Origin of the sequence: Nocardiopsis sp. LOL_012 (genome assembly GCF_048060475.1) — a bacterium.
GTDB lineage: Bacteria > Actinomycetota > Actinomycetes > Streptosporangiales > Streptosporangiaceae > Nocardiopsis.
On the sequence record NZ_JBHMIV010000005.1, the window covers coordinates 52,010 to 70,322 of the forward strand.

15 protein-coding genes are annotated in these 18,313 nt (G+C 67.3%); 6 read left to right on the top strand and 9 right to left on the bottom strand.

All coding sequences use genetic code 11. The annotated features are described in order from the left end of the window. Window positions 1-424 precede the first annotated feature (424 nt). Both ACFHWE_RS04670 and ACFHWE_RS04675 read right to left on the bottom strand, forming a co-directional pair. Complete coding sequence (locus ACFHWE_RS04670; RefSeq protein WP_416599351.1) at window positions 425-1,294, bottom strand: DUF1932 domain-containing protein; 870 nt, start codon at window positions 1,292-1,294, stop codon at window positions 425-427. Continuing rightward, a complete protein-coding gene (locus ACFHWE_RS04675) occupies window positions 1,291-2,364 on the bottom strand; it encodes an XRE family transcriptional regulator (protein WP_416599352.1) in 1,074 nt (357 codons plus the stop codon). The genes ACFHWE_RS04670 and ACFHWE_RS04675 overlap by 4 nt, the downstream gene beginning before the upstream one ends. A 694-nt stretch (window positions 2,365-3,058) precedes the next feature. On the opposite strand from ACFHWE_RS04675, the gene ACFHWE_RS04680 reads away from it, so the two are divergent. The 5 genes from ACFHWE_RS04680 to ACFHWE_RS04700 all read left to right on the top strand — a co-directional run bounded on the left by ACFHWE_RS04680 (window position 3,059) and on the right by ACFHWE_RS04700 (window position 7,805). Then, complete coding sequence (locus ACFHWE_RS04680) at window positions 3,059-4,000, top strand: DegT/DnrJ/EryC1/StrS family aminotransferase (RefSeq protein ID WP_416599353.1); 942 nt, start codon at window positions 3,059-3,061, stop codon at window positions 3,998-4,000. Further along, window positions 3,997-4,962 carry a phosphotransferase enzyme family protein gene (locus tag ACFHWE_RS04685; protein WP_416599354.1) on the top strand — a complete coding sequence of 322 codons (966 nt, stop codon included), beginning with the start codon at window positions 3,997-3,999 and terminating at the stop codon, window positions 4,960-4,962. The genes ACFHWE_RS04680 and ACFHWE_RS04685 overlap by 4 nt, the downstream gene beginning before the upstream one ends. A 104-nt stretch (window positions 4,963-5,066) precedes the next feature. Beyond that, window positions 5,067-6,014, top strand: a complete 948-nt coding sequence (locus tag ACFHWE_RS04690) for a GNAT family N-acetyltransferase (protein WP_416599355.1) — start codon at window positions 5,067-5,069, stop codon at window positions 6,012-6,014. Continuing rightward, window positions 6,011-7,171 carry a peptidogalycan biosysnthesis protein gene (locus ACFHWE_RS04695; protein ID WP_416599356.1) on the top strand — a complete coding sequence of 387 codons (1,161 nt, stop codon included), beginning with the start codon at window positions 6,011-6,013 and terminating at the stop codon, window positions 7,169-7,171. The genes ACFHWE_RS04690 and ACFHWE_RS04695 overlap by 4 nt, the downstream gene beginning before the upstream one ends. Continuing rightward, complete coding sequence (locus tag ACFHWE_RS04700; protein ID WP_416599357.1) at window positions 7,158-7,805, top strand: histidine phosphatase family protein; 648 nt, start codon at window positions 7,158-7,160, stop codon at window positions 7,803-7,805. Before ACFHWE_RS04695 ends, ACFHWE_RS04700 begins: the two co-directional genes overlap by 14 nt. Here ACFHWE_RS04700 and ACFHWE_RS04705 read toward each other — a convergent pair. The 7 genes from ACFHWE_RS04705 to ACFHWE_RS04735 are packed head-to-tail and all read right to left on the bottom strand — an operon-like array spanning window position 7,802 to window position 15,499. Continuing rightward, window positions 7,802-9,451 carry an ABC-F family ATP-binding cassette domain-containing protein gene (locus tag ACFHWE_RS04705; RefSeq protein ID WP_416599358.1) on the bottom strand — a complete coding sequence of 550 codons (1,650 nt, stop codon included), beginning with the start codon at window positions 9,449-9,451 and terminating at the stop codon, window positions 7,802-7,804. The genes ACFHWE_RS04700 and ACFHWE_RS04705 overlap by 4 nt on opposite strands. Then, window positions 9,448-10,608: a hydroxymethylcytosylglucuronate/cytosylglucuronate synthase gene (locus ACFHWE_RS04710; RefSeq protein WP_416599359.1), complete on the bottom strand. Its 1,161-nt coding sequence runs from the start codon at window positions 10,606-10,608 to the stop codon at window positions 9,448-9,450. Before ACFHWE_RS04710 ends, ACFHWE_RS04705 begins: the two co-directional genes overlap by 4 nt. Further along, the gene (locus tag ACFHWE_RS04715; RefSeq protein ID WP_416599360.1) at window positions 10,605-11,150 is read right to left on the bottom strand and encodes a nucleoside 2-deoxyribosyltransferase; all 546 of its coding nucleotides are present in this window, start codon (window positions 11,148-11,150) and stop codon (window positions 10,605-10,607) included. Before ACFHWE_RS04715 ends, ACFHWE_RS04710 begins: the two co-directional genes overlap by 4 nt. Then, window positions 11,147-12,076, bottom strand: a complete 930-nt coding sequence (locus ACFHWE_RS04720; RefSeq protein ID WP_416599361.1) for a hypothetical protein — start codon at window positions 12,074-12,076, stop codon at window positions 11,147-11,149. The genes ACFHWE_RS04715 and ACFHWE_RS04720 overlap by 4 nt, the downstream gene beginning before the upstream one ends. Further along, window positions 12,073-13,260 (bottom strand): hypothetical protein, encoded by a 1,188-nt coding sequence (locus ACFHWE_RS04725; RefSeq protein ID WP_416599362.1) that lies wholly within the window; start codon window positions 13,258-13,260, stop codon window positions 12,073-12,075. Before ACFHWE_RS04725 ends, ACFHWE_RS04720 begins: the two co-directional genes overlap by 4 nt. Beyond that, window positions 13,257-14,507 carry a DegT/DnrJ/EryC1/StrS family aminotransferase gene (locus ACFHWE_RS04730; RefSeq protein ID WP_416599363.1) on the bottom strand — a complete coding sequence of 417 codons (1,251 nt, stop codon included), beginning with the start codon at window positions 14,505-14,507 and terminating at the stop codon, window positions 13,257-13,259. The genes ACFHWE_RS04725 and ACFHWE_RS04730 overlap by 4 nt, the downstream gene beginning before the upstream one ends. Next, window positions 14,504-15,499 carry a radical SAM/SPASM domain-containing protein gene (locus tag ACFHWE_RS04735; RefSeq protein ID WP_416599364.1) on the bottom strand — a complete coding sequence of 332 codons (996 nt, stop codon included), beginning with the start codon at window positions 15,497-15,499 and terminating at the stop codon, window positions 14,504-14,506. Before ACFHWE_RS04735 ends, ACFHWE_RS04730 begins: the two co-directional genes overlap by 4 nt. A gap of 1,187 nt (window positions 15,500-16,686) precedes the next feature. Between ACFHWE_RS04735 and ACFHWE_RS04740 the strand changes: the two genes are divergently transcribed. Next, window positions 16,687-17,880 (top strand): damage-control phosphatase ARMT1 family protein, encoded by a 1,194-nt coding sequence (locus tag ACFHWE_RS04740; protein WP_416599365.1) that lies wholly within the window; start codon window positions 16,687-16,689, stop codon window positions 17,878-17,880. Window positions 17,881-18,313: the final 433 nt, after the last annotated feature.

Sequence of the window (18,313 nt, forward strand, 5' to 3'; positions counted from 1 at the left end):
GATCTTCCGCGCTGACGGGGCGGCTTGCCGCAGCATGGAAGGGCCGCTCCAGCGATCTTGATTGACCACCGGTCGGTTCACCCGGCTGAACGGCTACCGGGGTGCCTTCCATCTGCGTGTCCTTAGTGGTCACGAGCCACTGGTCGGGCGAGCCCCGAGAGGACTAAAGTTCTCTCCTTCCAGAATACTCCACAAGTTAGGGATCCGCGCCCCGTGGTCGATCAGTATCGCAAGAGCCTTCTGGGGAGCGTAGACTCCGGCTTCTTCCAGTGCAGCCAGCACCTTGCGTGTCCGCTCCTCCACAAGGCCATCCATAAAGTCCTGGCTGCGGAAGGCAGGTTGGTCGGGGAAGCTTCGTGTCGTCAGCACGACTGCACCGACCCCCACTTGGCGGACCTCGAACTCGCCAAGGCGTGGACTCCTCTTATTGGTCACTGACTGAAGCGGGCTTGTTGGTGCGAAGGTGGGCGAGCACGTCGGGCAACGGAATGTCGAAGTTGTCCTTGTCCCCGTTCCAGAGCTCGAACGCCGATGCGGCCGCCGCCGCCAAATCACTGGGCAGGCCGGTGGAGGCCAGGGTGTCGGCCACCTCCCTCATCTCCGGTGCCCACCGCCAGGCCTTCGCCGCCACACCGGACAGGTAGTCGGGTGTGGCGAGCGGAGACTTCGCGAGTCGTCGTGCCTCCGCTGTGAGCTGTTCGGACACACCGTGCGCATCGGCGAGCGCCTGGGCGACGGCCGCGAGGGCGCACGTGGCCTTCTGGTAGGAGCCGTACGCCATCTTCAGCGCTGACGCCCTGCCCACCGGGCCGTCGATGGCGATCGGCTCAACGGCTGTTCCCTCGAACAGCTTCACGACCTCGGAGACCTCTGTGGAAACACCGGAGAGGTAGAGATGGGTGCCGACGGAGCCGCCGGGTGGCGGTCCGATCACGGACCCGTCCACGACCTGTGCGCCGCTCGCCGTGAGGTCGTCGGCGATCCGCCCCGCACGCTCCGGGCTGATGGCGTTGGCCTCGACGAAGACCCCTGTGAAGCCAGCTTCACGAACCGACGCGGCGGTCTCCTCCGCGGCTGCTGGTGGGCACAGGGAGATGGCGATGGAGGCCTCACTCAGCAACTGCCCCAGATCCGCCACCGGTCTCAGACCCGCTTCGGAAGCTCTCCTGGCGCTGGCGGCGCTGCGTCCCGTGGGGCACCACAGCACAGGGACACCGGAGCGGACGAGCTCACGCCCGATCGCCGCACCCATCTGTCCGGGGTGCAGCAGGGCGACGGTCAGAAGGGAGGTCATGAGGCGGCACCTTCCGGGAGGGCGGGGGCGGGAGCGGCACAGAACTCGATGATCTCATCCCGCAGATCCCTCGCCAGGGGTGCTGTGCGCAGTCGTGATTCCCCCATCTGCTCCTCCACCTGCTGGAGCCTCCGCTTCACACTGTCGGTGCGCCGGAGCGCGGCGGCGTCGAAGACCGATCGGATCTCCTGCACAGCCCCTTCGAGCTCCCCCAGCCCCAGGTGTGCGGAGGCGACATCGAGCCTGGCCAGACACATCTCCCCGATCCTCCGCCGCTCCGGTGGCGCCTCCTGGTAGACAGAGACGGCCTCGGACGCGTTCCGTGCCGCTTCGCGGAATCTCGATTCCCCGCCCAGCCACACCTGGCAGGTGCTGCTGTAGAAGAGTTGCTTCTCCTCGGGGAAGGCCATCATGCCGCCGAAGTCGTCGGGGCGGGTCATCGCTTCGCGCGCCGCGGTGGCGGCGGTCATGGCCGCAAGAGCAGCCTCGGTGTTGTGCAGCCGGGCTTGTGCCCGTGCTTCGACGGAGGCGAGACGGACGGCGGATGAGCCCTGCTCGGGGGTGAGCTCCCGGACGGACGACGCCAGGTCGATGGCCTCCTCGAAGCGATCACCCCAGTAGGCGATCATGCTCTGCATTCCCCGCACCCAGATCCGCAGCCAGTTGCTGCCCGCGAGCTCCGCACACAGATACGCCGTCCGGGCCTGGGTCCCCGCAGCGTCCATCTTCCCCAGGTCGAAGGAGGCGTTCGACAGGATGCCGCACGCGGTACCCGCGACGAGATACAGGTCCCGCGTCTGCCGCGGGTGCTGCTGGCCTTCCAGCAGCTCGAACGCGCGGTTACGCAGCTCCAGGACCTCCAGGAAGGTGGGGAAGACCGGACGGCGGGGGTAGGCCGAGATGAGGCGTCGCAGGTCGGCGTCGAGTTGCTCCAGGGTCTGGGGGCCGACATTCGTTTGTTCGGCGCGCTGACCGAAGCGCGCCGATTCCCGGGCGGCAGCCATGATCACTTCCTCTTCGGTCCGGTAGGCGATGCCCTCGCCCAGTGCGGGGGTGTCGAGGCCTCGCACGACTACCAGTCGACCGTACGCGGCCGGATCCCGCGGAGCCGGAACGGCCAAGCCTGATCGCGTTGGTTGCTGCGTGTAGTCGGACGCGAAGCCGAGCTGTACTGGCCCAGTGCCGAACAGCCTGCACAGCAGGTCCTCGTAGTCCCGGCTCGGCCGGTCTCCCGCCTCCCACTGACGCCAAGACCGTTCCGTCAGCCCACGGCGTTTGGTTCCTTCCCGGTCACACATCCGGTGGAACTGCTCGATCGCGGAGATGACGGTCCATCCGGACGCCAGACGAAAGCACTTGAGGCGGATGTGGCCGCAGCACTCGTGGATGGCCTGGGCGATCTGCGCCAGCAACCAGCCAGGCGGGGGATCCGAGGGGCGGATACCGGCCACATCCAGCATGCTCTGGCGAAGGCGTGAAGCACATTTCAGATCATGAGGCGCTGCTGTGAGACGAGGCATGGCCTGCTTTCCGAGGGGAGGCTCTCCACGCCAAACTAACGGCGAACAGGGAGTGTCACCACCCCGATACGTAATATCGCCGCCCTGTCAAGTGAGAGCGGCTCTCATGTCGGACCCGGGCACTGCTGCTCCTGAAAAGCGGAATCACCCCGGAGAGTTTCTCTCACTACCCCTGATATCCGCAGGTGGGTGACACTGCCTGAAGCGTTGGGAGAACGATCCGGGCAAGGGTGGACGTGAATCGATGCGACGGCATGGGCTGGACCTCCTCTCGGCGGCACAGTTGGGGGCTGAGGCAGCGGTGACGACGGTCAGTGGGAGCGCCGCCGTTCTCGCTGTCGCGTCCTGCGTGTCCTCCCCTGGCCACGCGGTGCTGATGCCTGGATGGATCTGCTCGGGTGTCGTCAACGCGGTGATCCACGCGGGGATGCGGCCGGTGATGGTGGACATCGACGAATCGTTCGGGATGTCACCTGTTCACGCCGACGGCATAGCGGCGACCGCGGAGATCGGCTTTGTTCTTTACGCACCTTACGGCGGTTTCGCCATCGACCTTGCATTGTGGCAGCGCTGGGCCGAAGGCCATGACGTTCCCCTGGTTATCGATCTCGCGCAGACCCCGGATCCCCTGGTCTGGCGGAAAGCGACCGCACGAGCCGTGGCGGTGGTCTCGTCGTTCCGAGTTGGAAAGCCCCTCGGCGCCGAAGGCGGCGGCGTGGTGGCCGGTGGGCAGGAGATCGTCGATCAGGTGCGGCTGTTCCTCAACGGCGGACGTGACGGCCAAGGGCGGAAGGTCGGGGTCGGTCTCGAGCTGCGAATGCATCCCACCGCCGAGGCCGCCGCGTACCGGGCTCTCTCCACCTATGGGGACCACGTCTATGCGTGGCGCGAGGCGACCCGAGACGCGCTGAGCACGGCACGTTCAGGGCTGTTGCCTTCATGGGCCCAGGCCGAGGTGGCTCTCTCCCGCCTGCCCCGGCTGGACGGCGTCGGCCGCCCTCTGCATCCCGATGCGACATTCCGCGGAGAGCCGTGGCGGAGGGCGGTTCGCGAAAGACTGGGGCCCTGGCGTGAACCGCCCCTGCCGCGGCTCGAGGCCCTGTACGACCGTGTCACGGTCACGAAGGTCGTGCCCGCCCAGCACCGCGGTGTTCCGTTCGTGACGAGTGAGGACGCATCCGTATGACACACCAGACCGAATCGAGCGTCCTGGACGCCCTCGCCCAGGAGATCAGCACTGGGAGTTGGGGACTCACCGCGGCCCCCGTGCGCGTCGACGTCGGGGTGAACAAGGCGACTTGGCACGTCGGCGATTCCTGGCTGACGTGCGTTCCCGCCGCGCATCAGGAGACGATGGACCGGCTCCGGAGCCTATGCACCGCCGTGGCGGAGCGAGCGGGTGAGACATTCGAGGTTCCCTCGTTCCTGCCCTCGCGGACCGGCGACTTCACGCCCCATGCTGGCGGGTATGCCTGGTCGTTGACCGCGCACCTGGGGGGACGCCAGCCGCAGGCGTCGTCATCGGCCGACATGGAGGCGGTGGCATCCGGGCTGGCGTCGCTGCACCGCCTGCTGCGGGACCTGCCCGGTGAGCTGGCGGTGTCGGGTGAGAACTCGGTGAAGCTCTTCGAGGAGGGGGCGGCTCTCGCGGCCGATCCCCGACTGGAGTACACGGCCGAACAGCGAGACGTCCTGACGCGGGCTGAGGCACTGATCCGAGCACGCCTGGACAGGCTCACCCGGCATCCGATGCAGATGGTGCACGGTGATCCGTCCAACCCGAATCTCCGACTTGGTGGCGCACACCCTCCGGTTCTGACCGGGCTGCTGGATTGGGATCACGCACGTGTCGACCTGGTCCTGGCCGACGTGGCGACGGTCGCGCAGACCGTGATCCTCCGTTCGGGTTCGTCGGCTCCACTGGAGATGCTGGGGAATATCCTCGCGGCGTACGGCGACGCGGGAGGAGTTCCCTTCACCGTCGATGACGTGCTGAGCGGGTTGCTCATGGCCAAGTTCGAGAGCGTCGCCCATCACGGCGGTCGCTATCTGCGGGGGGAGGGCCCGCACGACATCGTCATGAGCCAGCCGGAGAAGATCCGGACCGTGTTGCGGCTGGTCGAGGACCGTGGGGTGCCGGGACGGTGAGCGGGGTGGGGCTGTTACGGCGGCTGTGGCCCGCGAAGGACCACCGTTTCTCCTCCTCCGACGCGGTAGGGGGATACGGCGAGCTGTTCACTGCGGCGGGAGAGATGCCACACCAGCATCCAGCGGTGCTCGCGGCGAGGCTCTCCTCGATCGCGTCCGACCACGCCGTCTACGTCTGGCCGGACGAGGAGCCCCGCTGCCTGTTCGCCTTCCGAAGGTCGGGGGACCACTGGCGGTCCGTGTTTCCCGGTGCGCCCGTCCTGGCCGATCGGGAGCTGGAACCGGAGACCCTGCGACGGCTGCTGGGGTGGATCGCCCGTGACCTTGACGCGGCGTACCTGTACTTTCCGCTCGCCTACCCCGAGACCGCTGCGGCGGGAGCCCTCGCGGCGGTTCCCGGTATGGCGGTGTGGAACCGCAGCCACTCTCCGGTGATCGACTGGGAGGACCAAGGACACGGCATCCTCAACAGGTTCCACGATCGCCATGGTTCGCAGGCCCGGCGCAAGGCGCGTCGGTGGAGGAAGGCACTGAGGATGGAGGTCCTCGCCGGTAACGCCGCCCGATCCGCCCTGGCCGACATCGAGGGGCGCTCCTGGAAGGCCTCGGTCGGACTCGATCTGGCCAGCGAGGGGCAGCTCGGCTACTACCAGGACCTCCTGGACGAAGGCGTGGTCCGGCTGTCCGCCGCGATGCTGGACGGACGTCCGATCGCCTACCGGCTGGACGCGAGGCACGATTCCACCGTGTACGCACTGGAGTGGTCCTTCGACGCCCGCTTCGGACGGTACGCCCCCGGCATGTTCCTCATGGTCGATGGACTTCCCCAGTGCTGGGCCGACGCCGACCTGGAACGCGTCGACCTGTTCGGCAGTCCGGACACTCTGAAGCAACTTCTGGCCACCGGCACCCGGGAACGGGTCGACCTCGCATGGCCTTCGGGCAGCGCGGTCCACCGGCTTCGACATGAGCGGCAGGCCCATGACGCCCGTCTGCGCCAGCGGTTCGAGCGGGGCATAGGCCTGGCGGTCACCTACGGCGGGCGGGAATGACGAAGATCAGGGAATTCGACACGGTGAGCGGCGTACCAGATGAGGTGTGGCCGCAGAGCGAGCGTTTCGCGGGACTCTTCTCCTCACCGGAGTGGTTCCGTCTCGCCGAGGCCGCGGGCGCGCGCTTCCGCTACCTGGTCACCCCCTCCAGCGACCCGGCGATGCTCCCCGTTCTCGTCGACGGGGTGCGGCCGGGCGGCGGGTACGACCACGCGAGCAGTGTCCTGCGGCCCGCTCTCGGGTCCGCTCCGGGCTGGACCCCCTGTTTGACCGTCGGTTCGTGGAACAGCACGGTGTCCATCGGCCCGGTGCGATCTGATCCCGAAGCCCACGGCAGCACGGCGGCGGTCGCCGGACTCGTCGAACGGGCGTTGTCCCTCTCAACGGAGCACGCTCACCGCTCGCTGGCCTGGCCGTTCCTCACTCAGGACGCGGCGGCGCGGATCATCGCCGCCAAGCCGGAGAACACCCTGGTGCTGCGCTGTGAGCCGACGACGTTCATGGAGATCCGCCAGCCGAGCTTCGAGGAACACTTGGCGGAGATGTCCGCGCGGCGCCGCTGGAAACTACTGCGGGAGGAACGACGCTTCTCGGACGCGGGCCTGGAGCTCGGGGTCGAGCCCCTGGCCGAGATCGCCGACGAGGCGCTCAATCTCATCGTCGCCGGTACCGCGCGACGCGGCGGCCTCGCTGATCGGAAGAGAACCGAGAGTCTGCTCATGGCCCAGGCGGACATCATGGGGCGGAGGATGATCGCCTTCACCGCGAGGCGGGCAGGGCGGCTGGTGGCCGTGACCACCGCGATCGCCTCCCACGGCGGTTTCCATACCCGCTCCTTCGGCGCTACCGACGACCTGGTCGACAGGGACGGCGCCTACTTCGTCCTGGCCTATGGTGCTCCACTGCGTTACGCGCATGAGCAAGACCTGAACTGGGTGTACGCGGGGCTGGGAGCCTACGAGGCGAAAGCCAGACGGGGGTTCCAGCTCTTGCCCCTGTGGACGGCTTTCATCACCGAGCGTCCTGTCACGGATGAGGAGCGTGCGGCGGCCGGGAAGTGGAACGCGTCGGTCGAGACCCGCTGGCGCGATTGGTACCGAACAAAGCTGCGAACGGAACTCCCCGACTGCTGGAGGTGGTCATATGGCCGAGAGTGAGCGTCTGTTGGTCTTCGTGCGGCACGGCGAGGCCGTGAGCAGCCAGGATGTCTGGGACGCCGACGACCAACGCCCCCTCACTGAGAAAGGTGAGAGCGCGGCACAGCGGGTTGCGAAGGAGGTCGCCGCTTTCCGCCCGGAGCGTCTCTACAGTTCGCCGTCCCTGCGAGCCAGGCAGACGGCCGCGCGGATCGCCGAGCGCATCGGTATGGAACCGGAGCTCGAGCCCGGCCTCTTGGAACGGACCTTCCACAGCCTGGAGGGACTCAGCCTCGATGAGATCGCCGTGCGACATGGCCCGGCGGTCCTGGAGGCCGTGCACCGCCGGAACACCGACGATCTGGTGATCGACGGCGATGAATCCTTCGCCGCCGCGGTCCAACGGGGTCGGGAAAGCGTCGAACGGCTCGTCTCAGGTTCCTACAGGCGGGTCGTCGCCGTGTCCCACGGAGGCCCGCACTGCTGGGCGGTCAGCGCGCTCTGCGGCATCGCGCCGGGGGCCCGGATGTTCCAGCTGGCGGAGGCCCACCTCACGGTGCTCGCCTTCCGTCTCACGAGCGGTGGTCGGCCGGAACTGTCGCGGATCGTCGCGATCAACACGGCGTCCCTTCCGACCACCGTCAGGTGCCGTTAGGTCCGCCGAACGGTGAGGGACCTGATGGAAGCGGAGGAGTACGGATCGGCTTCGCCCGCCACGACGCGGACCGCGTCCTCGTAGTCCGTGATCTCGAAGAACCTGCCGTCGTGCTGGAGGTACAGGAACCGGTCGAGGGTCCGGAGGAACGCCCGGTCGTGCGAGACGGCCAGTACCGTTCCCTCGAACCCGTCGAGCGCGTGTTCCAACGCGACCGAGGAGTCGATGTCGAGGTTGTCGGTCGGCTCGTCCAACAGCAGCAGATTGCTCCCTTCGAGCTCTAGGCAGAGGACTTCCAGGCGCGCCTTCTGCCCTCCGGAGAGGGTGTCGTAGGGGCGGTGCGCGGAGGCCTGTAGTCCGTAGCGGGCCAGAGCGGACATCGAGGCCTCATGGTTGCCGGTCCACCGGCTGACGATGTCGACCACCACGGATCCGAGGAAGTCGTCCCGGACGTTAACCTGGGTGAAGTGGCCTGGCCGGACCCGGCTTCCCAGCTCGTAGGACCCTTCAAAGGGAACGTCCTCACCGGCGAACAGCCGCATGAGGTGGGATTTCCCGGACCCGTTCGGACCGATCAGACCTGCACGTTCGCCGAAGCGCAGCTCGGTGTCGAAGGGCAGGACAAGACCGTCGAGTCCCAGGCTTCCGCAGCGCAGCACACGTCGACCTGACGCCGAACCGCGCAGCCGTACGTGGATCCTCTGCTCCGGGACCGGAGGCGGTGGGGGCCCGGCGTCGACGAACCTGCGCCAACGGGTCTCCGCGGCGTCTGCTTTGGGAGCGTTGCGGGAATTGAGGGCGGCCCGCTGCTTCATGATCTTGTAGTGCTGGAAGAGGCGCCGTTCCTCCTCCTTCCACCGCTGTAGCTCGTCTCCGAGTGACCGCTGACGCTTCTCCCGGGCCTCCTCGTAGGTCACGTAGGACTCGGGGTGGATCCAGGCCCCGGTGGCCTCCAGGGTGACGACCTTGGCGGCGGCCCTGCCCAGCAGCTCGCGGTCGTGGCTGATGAGCAGCACCGTCTTCGGTGACGCGGCCAGCAGGTTCTCCAGCCATCGCTTCGCTGGAATGTCGAGGTAGTTGTCGGGCTCGTCGAGAAGGAGTACGGCCGCGTCGGAATGGAACAGGGCGTCGAGCACGATCTGCTTGCGCTCCCCACCGGACAGTTCTGTGACCTTCCGGTCTCCGACTTCGGACAGGCCTAAGCGCACCACCCGCCGCAGCGTCGCGTCCCACCGGGCCTCCAGCTCGTAACCGCCCAGGTCGGACCATTCACTGATCGCGTCTCCCAGTTCCAGCCCGGCCCGATCGTCGCCCTCGGTCAGGCGGCGTTCGGTGTCGGTGATTCGATGCCCGACCTCGTCGAGGGGGCGTGGGGCGAACCGCAGCAGCATCTGGCGCATGGTCTCGTCCGGACGGTCGAATCCCACGTCCTGGGGCATGTGGAGCGCTGGTCCCCCGATGGAGATCTCGCCTTCGTCGGGTTCGAGCCCACCACCCAGGATCCGCATGAGCGTGGACTTACCGACGCCGTTGTTGCCGATCAGCGCGACGTGCTCGCCGGGGGATACGAGGAAGGACACCCCGAAGAACAGGTCCTCGCCGCCGGGGTGGGCGTAGGAGATGTCCGTGACGGATAGGTGACTCATAGGACTCCTGTGCTCAACCGTTGTGCCATCGCTTCACGGACCACGTTCCCGAGGATTTCCGACACCTGGTTGGGACCTTCGTCGGTCGCGTCCGGTCTCCCTCCCACAAAGGCACTCCTGACGTATGCAATGGCCGCGCTCACATCGGTCTCCAACGTGGCGGCAACCCTATCCGGATCGGCGGCGCCCAGTGCTGCGTCGATGACCCCGATTGCGGCTTCCTCCCCGTTCAACCGGGCCAGTTCCACAGTGTCCCGGTCGAGCACCGCGGGGCTCCAGGTGACGCGCGCCCGCTGGTCGACCGTGTCGGCGAAGCGGTCGGAGTTGAAGATCTGGCTGAGGTTTTGCGGGGGCAGACAGACGGTCGGGGTTCCCGCACTCTGTGCTTCCAACAGCGTAGTCAGGCCAGGAGAGGTGATGAGCAGTCCCGCACCGGCCGTCAGGGTGAGGAAGTCCTCGTGGGTTCTGGGCCCCACCGAGTCGATGATCGTCAGCTCGTCAGTGAGCCCACTCAGGTCTTCGGAACCCACGTTGCCGCAGACGTGCGTCCTGGTGATCCCGGACCGGGCCAGTGCCCGAAGGGTCGGCCCCAGTACGAGCCTCAGATACGCCGGGTTGCCGTCCGGGTTGGTAGGCGAGTGCAGCCCACCGAGGTTAATCACCGCCATGGCGGGATCCCGGTACCTCTCTGAAACCCTTTTGACGATGGAGTCCACCCAGTGCAGGCGGGCGATCCGGCTCAACGGCCGCCACGCTGTTCGGGGCAGGACCGGGCACTGCTGCGCGCAGTAGGCGGCGACGCCGTGCGGGACGGTATCGGCCTCGGTCCACAGGTAGGGGAGGCTGTCGACGTAGACCGTGGGGCAGTCGGCTGCCTGCAACGCTTCGGCGGCCTCGGGGTCGAGCACCACCAGACCGGCCACCACCTCGTGACGATCGAGCAGAGCACGCAGCCGGTCCCGGTCACGGGGCCACTCCTCGTACCAGGCCTCGACATCGAGTGCGGCCAGGATTCGGCGCCCGAGTGTACTGCCGAGCACGACGAGACGGGACTCGAGCCCGCCGCGCTTCATCGCTTCGAGAATCGCGCTGAGTTTGCCGGCGCTGCCCCAGCCGAAATCGACCGCGCAGACGGCCAGGGCCGGTGGGGCGCTCACCGGCCTGACATCCCGATGTAGCCGGTTCCGCCCGGCACGGACTCGGCATCAGCATGAGGGGGAGCCTCGGTATCTGCCTTCGCCGCGATGAGCGTCGCCTGGATCACGGACTCCACGAAGGTGTCCGACCAGTACGCGTCGGCTTCGAGGTAGGTCACGTCGGTGATGGTGTGGAGACCGCTGATCAGTGGGGTGCAGTCCTCGCCGTCATCCATGACGGCGAGGACCGGCTTGCCGAGTGCGGAGGCCCACCCGAGCTCCACCGCGCCCCCTCCGGAAGCGGGGTATCCGACCACCGCACAGACGGCGTCGGCGACCCGCATGGCACGGAAGTCGGCGGTGGTGCATTCTTCGGCGGGGAGCCACTCCGCTCCCCAGCGTTCGTTGTGATGGGCGCTGAATACGTGGGCACCCGCCTCGATGAGCCCTCTGCGCAGGCGGTTCAGCCGGTTTCGCAGATCCGCGCGCACCAGCCGGGTGGAGGGATCGAGCCACTGTGTGTAGGGCGCCGCCAGGAAGACGTGGGGACCGTTGGACGTCAAGAGAGGCTCCCTTCAGAGCATGAGCGTTCGAAGAGTCCGATGACGGAGTGCCAGAAGACTTGGACATCTGGATCGGCGCCGTCCAGGGTCTTCACGGGATCCTGAAGAAGATCCGCGAGGAGTATCCGGTCACCTTCGGCGCTCCTGGTGGCGCGGTCTCCGCCGGAGCGTCCCGGTGCGGGCAGCGTGACCAGATGGTGGGTGGGCCAGGCCCCGTTGAGCCGACGTGCCTCGGCAACCGCCTTGACCTGCTGGACGTTCTCGATGACGAGAACCCCGTCGGGGCACGGGCCCATGACGTGCTCGACCACGGGTCGCCGGTAGTGGGCGACGTTCGCCCGGTAGTAGTCGTAGAAGTACGTGTAGGGCGTTCCGCGTGGAAACGCCGATCCGTCCAGCAGGTGGTACAGACCGTCGAGCCTGTCGTTCGGCAGATCGGACCGGTCTATTTCCACCGTCGTGCTGACGGCCTTCCATAGGGCGGCCCCGTCCGTGTGGACGAGACGGGACCCGACGGGAGTGTTCAGCTGGTCGAAGAGACACTCCGCGTGCCGTGCCACCTCGTGCCAGGCCGACGCCAGTTCGTGGCCACCGGGCACGACGCGGATCTCCTCACCGATTCCGATGAAGAAGAGGAGCGGGCGGTCCAGGAGGCGGGCGACCGTTGCGCTGTGGACGAGGTCCGCCAGCACGGTCGCGGCCAGGCGCCGGGGGTCGGCTTCGCTGTGGTCCACGCAGGCGGCCGAGACCACCACGTCCGGATTCGGCGGTGTGGAGTCGGTCGTCGTACCCGTGACGAAGACGCCCTCCGCGGGGCGTAGCCATTCAAGGGGCTGCCGGAGGAACCGCACTTCGTAGCGGGACATCTCCTGAGCGAGCTCCTGCCCGTACATGGCCGTCACGAGGCGTGTGGTCAGCGGCGTCATGCGAGCCGCCGTCCCGTGGAGGACAGGGCCAGGGCCCAGCGCTCCAGCCCGAGCCCCGCGCATCCAGTCGTCCAGCCCGGTCGGACGTACCCCCGCTCGGTGAAGTGGTCCCCGTGGCGGTTCACGGAGGCGAGCGTGATCTCACCTTCGGCGGTACGGGCCCGTAGTTCGTGCTTGCGGCCGGGGGCGCAGTTCGAGAGATAGAACGGATCGTCGGCGTCCGCCCAGCGGCAGTGGAGACCGAGCTGTTCGGCCAGTGCTTCCAGGAAGTCCGCCACCGCGGCAGCGGTCCGAGCAGTGAACACTGGGTCGCCAGCCCAGAGGATCTCACGGCAGGTGAACGTCGGCAGGCAGCCATGCTCCGCGTCGTATTCGGGCTCGCGTCGGAAGACGACCGCGTCGAAGGTCGCCATGACGGGATCGCCACCGTGGCCGAGATCAGCGAAGGAACCGAGACAGGCGGCCGGGAGGAGGGCGGTGTCCGGGCCCAGGTGGATGACCTGCTCGGGATGGGCGTCGTAGTACCCCAGCTCGCGGAGTTCGGCCACCGTGATCAGGGATTCGGCTGGCGGCCACAGCTGACCTCCACGGCTGGTCACGAATTCACGTACGGCAGTCTTGATGTCCTCGACAGCCGCACCAGCCTCGGGTGCGAGGCCATACCTGGCCTTCACCCGGGGTACGGAGGACTCGGCGGGAGAAGCCGTTTCGCCATAGCCGAGAGCCGACAGGGTGGTGGCGCTGAGCGGGAGGGCGGAAGGACTGTCCGCGACCGCCAGGACGCGCAGCTCCTCGCACCGGCTCACGGAGAAACGGACGTCCGGGTGCGCCAGAGCGAGCCGGTACTCGGTGCGTCGGCGCTTCCGCCTGTCATCTGCGGTCGGCTCACCGCTCGACGGGAGTTCGAGCGTGAGCCGCGCTCGCCGCGGGGACCTGACCCCACCCGTCTCGACCGCGTCCACCAGTGCCTCGTACCGGCGCAGGCTCCGTGGATGTGCTGCGGCTGGATCGAGGGTCATGCCGAGTGTGTGTTCGAGGACTGCGAGCACACACACGACGTCGAGACTGTCCCATTCGGCATCGGGAGCGGTGTCCAGACCGGATCTGGCCAGAGCGGTCCTGAGTCTCCGGTGATCATCCGTGGACAGCATGGATCCGGTGCTCTCCACCCACTGCGTACTCATGAAACCCTCCCTGGCAGGTCGTGAGTACGCAGGTAATAGGCCATGACCTTGCGGACGGCGGCGCTGGTGGCCGTGATGTCGTCCTCACCGAGACCGGGGCCCAGCTCGATGCAGACCTGACGCGCCAAGACGTCGGAGGCCACGGGTACCGCCTCAGCCCGGTAGTCCGGCCTGTGCCCGTCGGGCAGCCTCGTGAACAGCGGCGGCCGCTGGTCACGGAGCCATCCGATATCGGTCAGGCAGGGGTGGCTCGGGTCGCACCCCACGCCCTCGGCACGGATGGCCTCCACGATCTCGTCCCGCCACGAGGTCAATCCGGTCGGCACGAGGGTGTTCAGCTTGAAGTAGGCGTGCGCGCTCCCGTCGTGTACGACCGGGAAGGTCAGTTCCAGCCCAGCCAGCTCCTCACGCAGCCGGGCGGCCCATCGCGCTCTCGTGCGCAGTTCCTCGTCGAGCCGGGCGAGCTGGTGCAGGCCGAGGACCGCCTGTACCTCCGTGAGGTTGTAGCTGTAGCCCATCTCCCGGTAGTCGAACCAGTCCTCCCCCTTGCCCTTGTGCGCCAACGCGCGGACCGTTTCGGCGAAGGCGTCGTCATCGGTGATGACCATGCCGCCCTCACCGACGGCGATGTGCTTTCGGCAGCAGAGGCTGAACGCGGCCGCAAGACCGAAGGTACCGGTCAGCCGCCCAGCGGACGGCGCTCCGTGCGATTGACCGCAGTCCTCGATGACCACGAGCCCGTGACGGGAGGCGAGCGCGGTGAGTTCCGGCATCGGGCACGGCTGGCCGTACATGTGGACCGGGACCAGCATCCGGGTGCGGTCAGTGATCTTGCGCGCGCAGTCCTCCGGGTCCATCGCTCCTGTGAGGGGGTCGATGTCGACGATCACCGGGACGATCTCGGCCTGGATCATCGCCGAAGCGGCGGACACATAGGCGTTGGCTGGGAGGAGGGCCTCGCTCCCGGACGGGAGCCGGGCCGCCAGATAGGCCAGGTGCAGCGCGGCAGTGCCGGAGCTCACCGCGATGGCGTGCTTGCGCTGGAAGCAGCTGGCGTAGGCGCTCTCGAACCGCCGCACTCGGCTGCCGCCGTAGAACTGTGCGAGCGTGCCGCTCTCCAGGACTTCCACGACCTCGGCCTTGGCGGCATCGCTGATCAGCGGATTGGCCGGTCTCCTCTCCGCTCGTACGGGTCCGCCGCCGTGGAGGGCCAGCCGCAAGGGACCCGTCTCGGGCGCGATCGTCATCGACTCGCTCCTTCCAACGCGTGGTCCGCGGCCAGGCGCCGGAGGAAGTGATTCATCGTGCGTGAGGCGGGGTCGCATCGAGAGCAGGCCGTGTTCGTCCCCTCGGCACACCGCGCGCGCAGGTCCTCGGCACGTGACCCGCCCCAGTGACCGGATGCGGACCCTTCGCGAACATCGGCGATGACGCCATCGGCGTAGGCCAGCATGTTGCATCCGTAGACTTCGCCGCTGTCGGCCCTGACGTACGCGATGAACGTCGGGACCGTGCATGGTGCGGGCCGCTGCTCGCCGAACATGTCGGGGTCCGCGATCACGTCGACACCGTGCTCCTTCGCGCGGTCGATCAGCGCGGGGATCAGTCGGCGGAGGCGGGAACGCTGTTCGGCGGTCGGGACGAGGTCATCGTGGTCGCGGACCGGGATCAGATGCCACCAGCGCGGCGGCAGGTCGTGGCTGAGCAGGAGGTCCGCCAGTGTCTGGAGGTCCTCCACGCCCATTCGCTGGACCACCGTGTTCACGCCGTAGCTCATGCCCGCCGTGGTCACGGCGTCGATGCCCGCCAGACACTTGTCGAACAGGCCTCGGTTCCGCCGGATCCGGTCATGGGTGGCGCCTACCCCGTCCAGGCTGATGACGATCTCGGCGCAACCGGCGTCCGCCAGGCGCCGAGCCTTCGAGGTGAGCAGGCGTCCGTTGGTGATGACCGAGACCCGGGCCCCTGATTCCGCTCCTCGGCGTACAAGGCCTGGCAGTCCCCGAAGGAGCAGAGGCTCGCCGCCGGTGAATCTGATCGCTCGCGGGCGCCGCGCGAGAACGCGGTCGAGAACCTCTCTGAAGTCCTCGGCCGATCTTGCTGACCTGGTCCTCTTCCAGCATTCACACATGTTGCAGCGCACGTTGCAGTCATCGAAGAGGTTGAAGTAGACCAACTCTGGGACGTCGGCACCCGAACCTTGGTGTTCGTCCGCATCTTCCTGGGATATGACGCTCATCGCGCGGTCCCTCCCCTTTCCTTGTGCAGACACAGGAGAAGTCTCGGGCCGCGACGGTCACCGCCGTAAGTGAGAGTTCCTCTCCCCGGGGAGAGGAACTCTCACCCTGAGTTGGAGGCAGATGGAGTCACTGGGGCCGTGACAGCGGACAGAGAGAACGCACTGGCCATTGACACAGGATTCCGGCCGCCCCTCAGCCAGGTTGTGCTGGCACTCCTACCAGACACCGATGCTGCACATCCGGCAACATGCCAGGTTCGGCACACAACAGCCTCGACTGGGGCGTCTACGCCCCCACCATCCACAGGTGGGAACACCTGCTCGGACAGTCCTCACCTCGACCACACGAAACGGGACAGCGCGGACGACCCCGCCTGAGTCCTCTGTGGGTCGAGTGACTCATGGGGCTTCCCGAGGGCTGAGTCACCGACTGCGACATATCCCGGCCCCAACAGCTCTGTGAACTGGGAAACGGCGTCATCCCCGCCCAAGTGTCAACGGCATTTGAGATTCTACGCGGCGTCCGCACCGAACCCTAGGCGGAGAAAACAAAGCCCCAACATGAACTCCCCTCGGCACCCCGAGGGCCTGGGGGCACTGTTTAGTGCGGTGCCCCCAGTGGCCTCAAGGGTTGTAGACACAGTAGTAGAAACACTAGTAGACACAGCAGACTACACAGCAGTAGAAACACTAGATGACGCTACTGTTGACACAGGGTCCCGCTTGAAGTGGGCAGAGTGGCGACGCCACAGGGGATGCCGCACGTCGGCAAACGCCGACATCCTACCTATCATACATACTTCACTCATCCCCACCTCAACTCTCCCTGTGTTCAGTTCATAAGATACGCACGAGACTTATCAAATAAAACTATGCACCGAAGGTGCTCGAAATAATGCCACCAGACATCCTCAAGATCGCGATCCCAACAACTACCATGCTAATCGTGATCCTACGTACAACCAATAAAATCAATAGCAAAAGTCTCCACGCAAGAGTCACCTTCCAACTCCTTCCCGCCAATACGTTCGGCCCTCGCCCTGAAGACGTCGGAGGTACAGCTCGTCGCCTCACTGCACTGCGCGGCGTACAACGGGGTGAGGACCAGGTGCTCGTCGGAAGCGCGGCGGGTGTCGTGGCGTTGAGGATCAGGAACTGACAAGCGGTACACCAAGAGCCGAGGAGAGATGGCAGTGGGAGCATCCGACAGCGCCAGCGGGCCCAACGCTCCGGTGATCACGAGCGACACCCCCGAAACGTTCGCGTGGGGTGTCCTCGCCAAGCGCCACCCGGCCCTGATCCAGCAGGTCCGCGACGCCTTCCCCTACGCACCCCAGCAGCACCGCGCCCTCGACACCCTGCTGGAGGAGATCACCGAAGGCGTCATCGAACCGCTGCCGACAGCCGCTCACGACCACAGCACCTGGACTGCCTGGGGACGTGAACACTTCGGACGCTCGTGGTTCGACGCCCCGTTCCTGTGGGCCGAGAGCTACTTCTACCGCAAGCTCCTCCAAGCCGTCGGATACTTCGACCCCGGCCCCTGGCAGGGAGTGGACCCCTTCGCCCCCTTCAAACAGGCCGAGCTGCGCAGCGAGGAACTGGCCGAGGAGCTGGGCGCCCTGGACGACCTGGCCGCGCGGCCCCGCCAGGAACAGGCCGAAGCACTGCTGCATGCCTCGCTCTGGGGCAACCGCGCCGACCTGGGCTTTCGCATCTCAGCCGGAGACGCAGCGCACAGCGCTGCGGTCTCCCACCTGGTCGCCGACGACAGCTCCCTGCTCTGGTCACTCCTGACCACCGACGAACCGGTCACCGTCAACGTGGTCGCCGACAACGCGGGCCGCGAACTCATCCCGGACCTGGTCCTCATCGACCACCTGCTCCGGCACCGCCACGCCAGCACCGTCACGCTTCACGTCAAGCCCTACCCCTACTACGTCTCCGACGCCATGACGGCAGACGTGATCGACTGTCTCCGGCGACTGCTCCAGGCTCAGGGCCGAGCCGGTGAGATCGGTCAGCGCTTGTGGCAGGCCATGAGCAGTGGCCAGCTCACGGTGAGCGCCCACCCGTTCTTCTGCGCGCCACTGCCGTACCGGGACATGCCCGACGACCTCCGCGCGGAGCTCTCCAACGGCGACCTCACCATCCTCAAGGGCGACCTTAACTACCGCCGCCTCGTGGGCGACCAGCTCTGGGAACCCACGATCTCGTTCCAGGACGCCACGGCGTACTTCCCTGGGCCGGTCGCCGCACTGCGCACCCTGAAATCCGACGTCATCACCGGCCTCCGCGAGGAGACGCTGGCCGAGATGGAGGAGAGCGGCCAGGACTGGCGTACCAGCGGCACCCACGCCGTCATCCAAGCCCGCCGGTGAGCGGGCCCCTCGCGCTGCCAGTCACAGGTCCGGTCCATGCTCCGACCGTTGTTCCCCGGTCAGGCCCCGCTACGCACGCCGGACGAGGTATCGGTCCGTGCCCTGTGCGGTGCTGTAGGGCTCCGGCCGCAGAGCCGCGCGTACGACGTTGCACGTACGGGGCGGTACCGCCCCGCCCCTGTTGGGGCGGTACCGGGGCCCGCGCGCCCAGGACGGAACACCGGACGCGCGGGGGCCAGGGGGCGGTGGCGCCCGCTACGGGGTACGGGCACCACCTCGGCCGTCAGCGTTGCCTTCGACCGACCGCGCCCGGTATTGGGGAGTACCGGGAACGGAGCTGTGTAGCGCTTCGCGCAAGACCCTTTGGACGGATGCGACGGGGTCGTCGGGGTCATGCGGGAGCAGGGGCAGGATGACTGCGAGCCCGACCGCT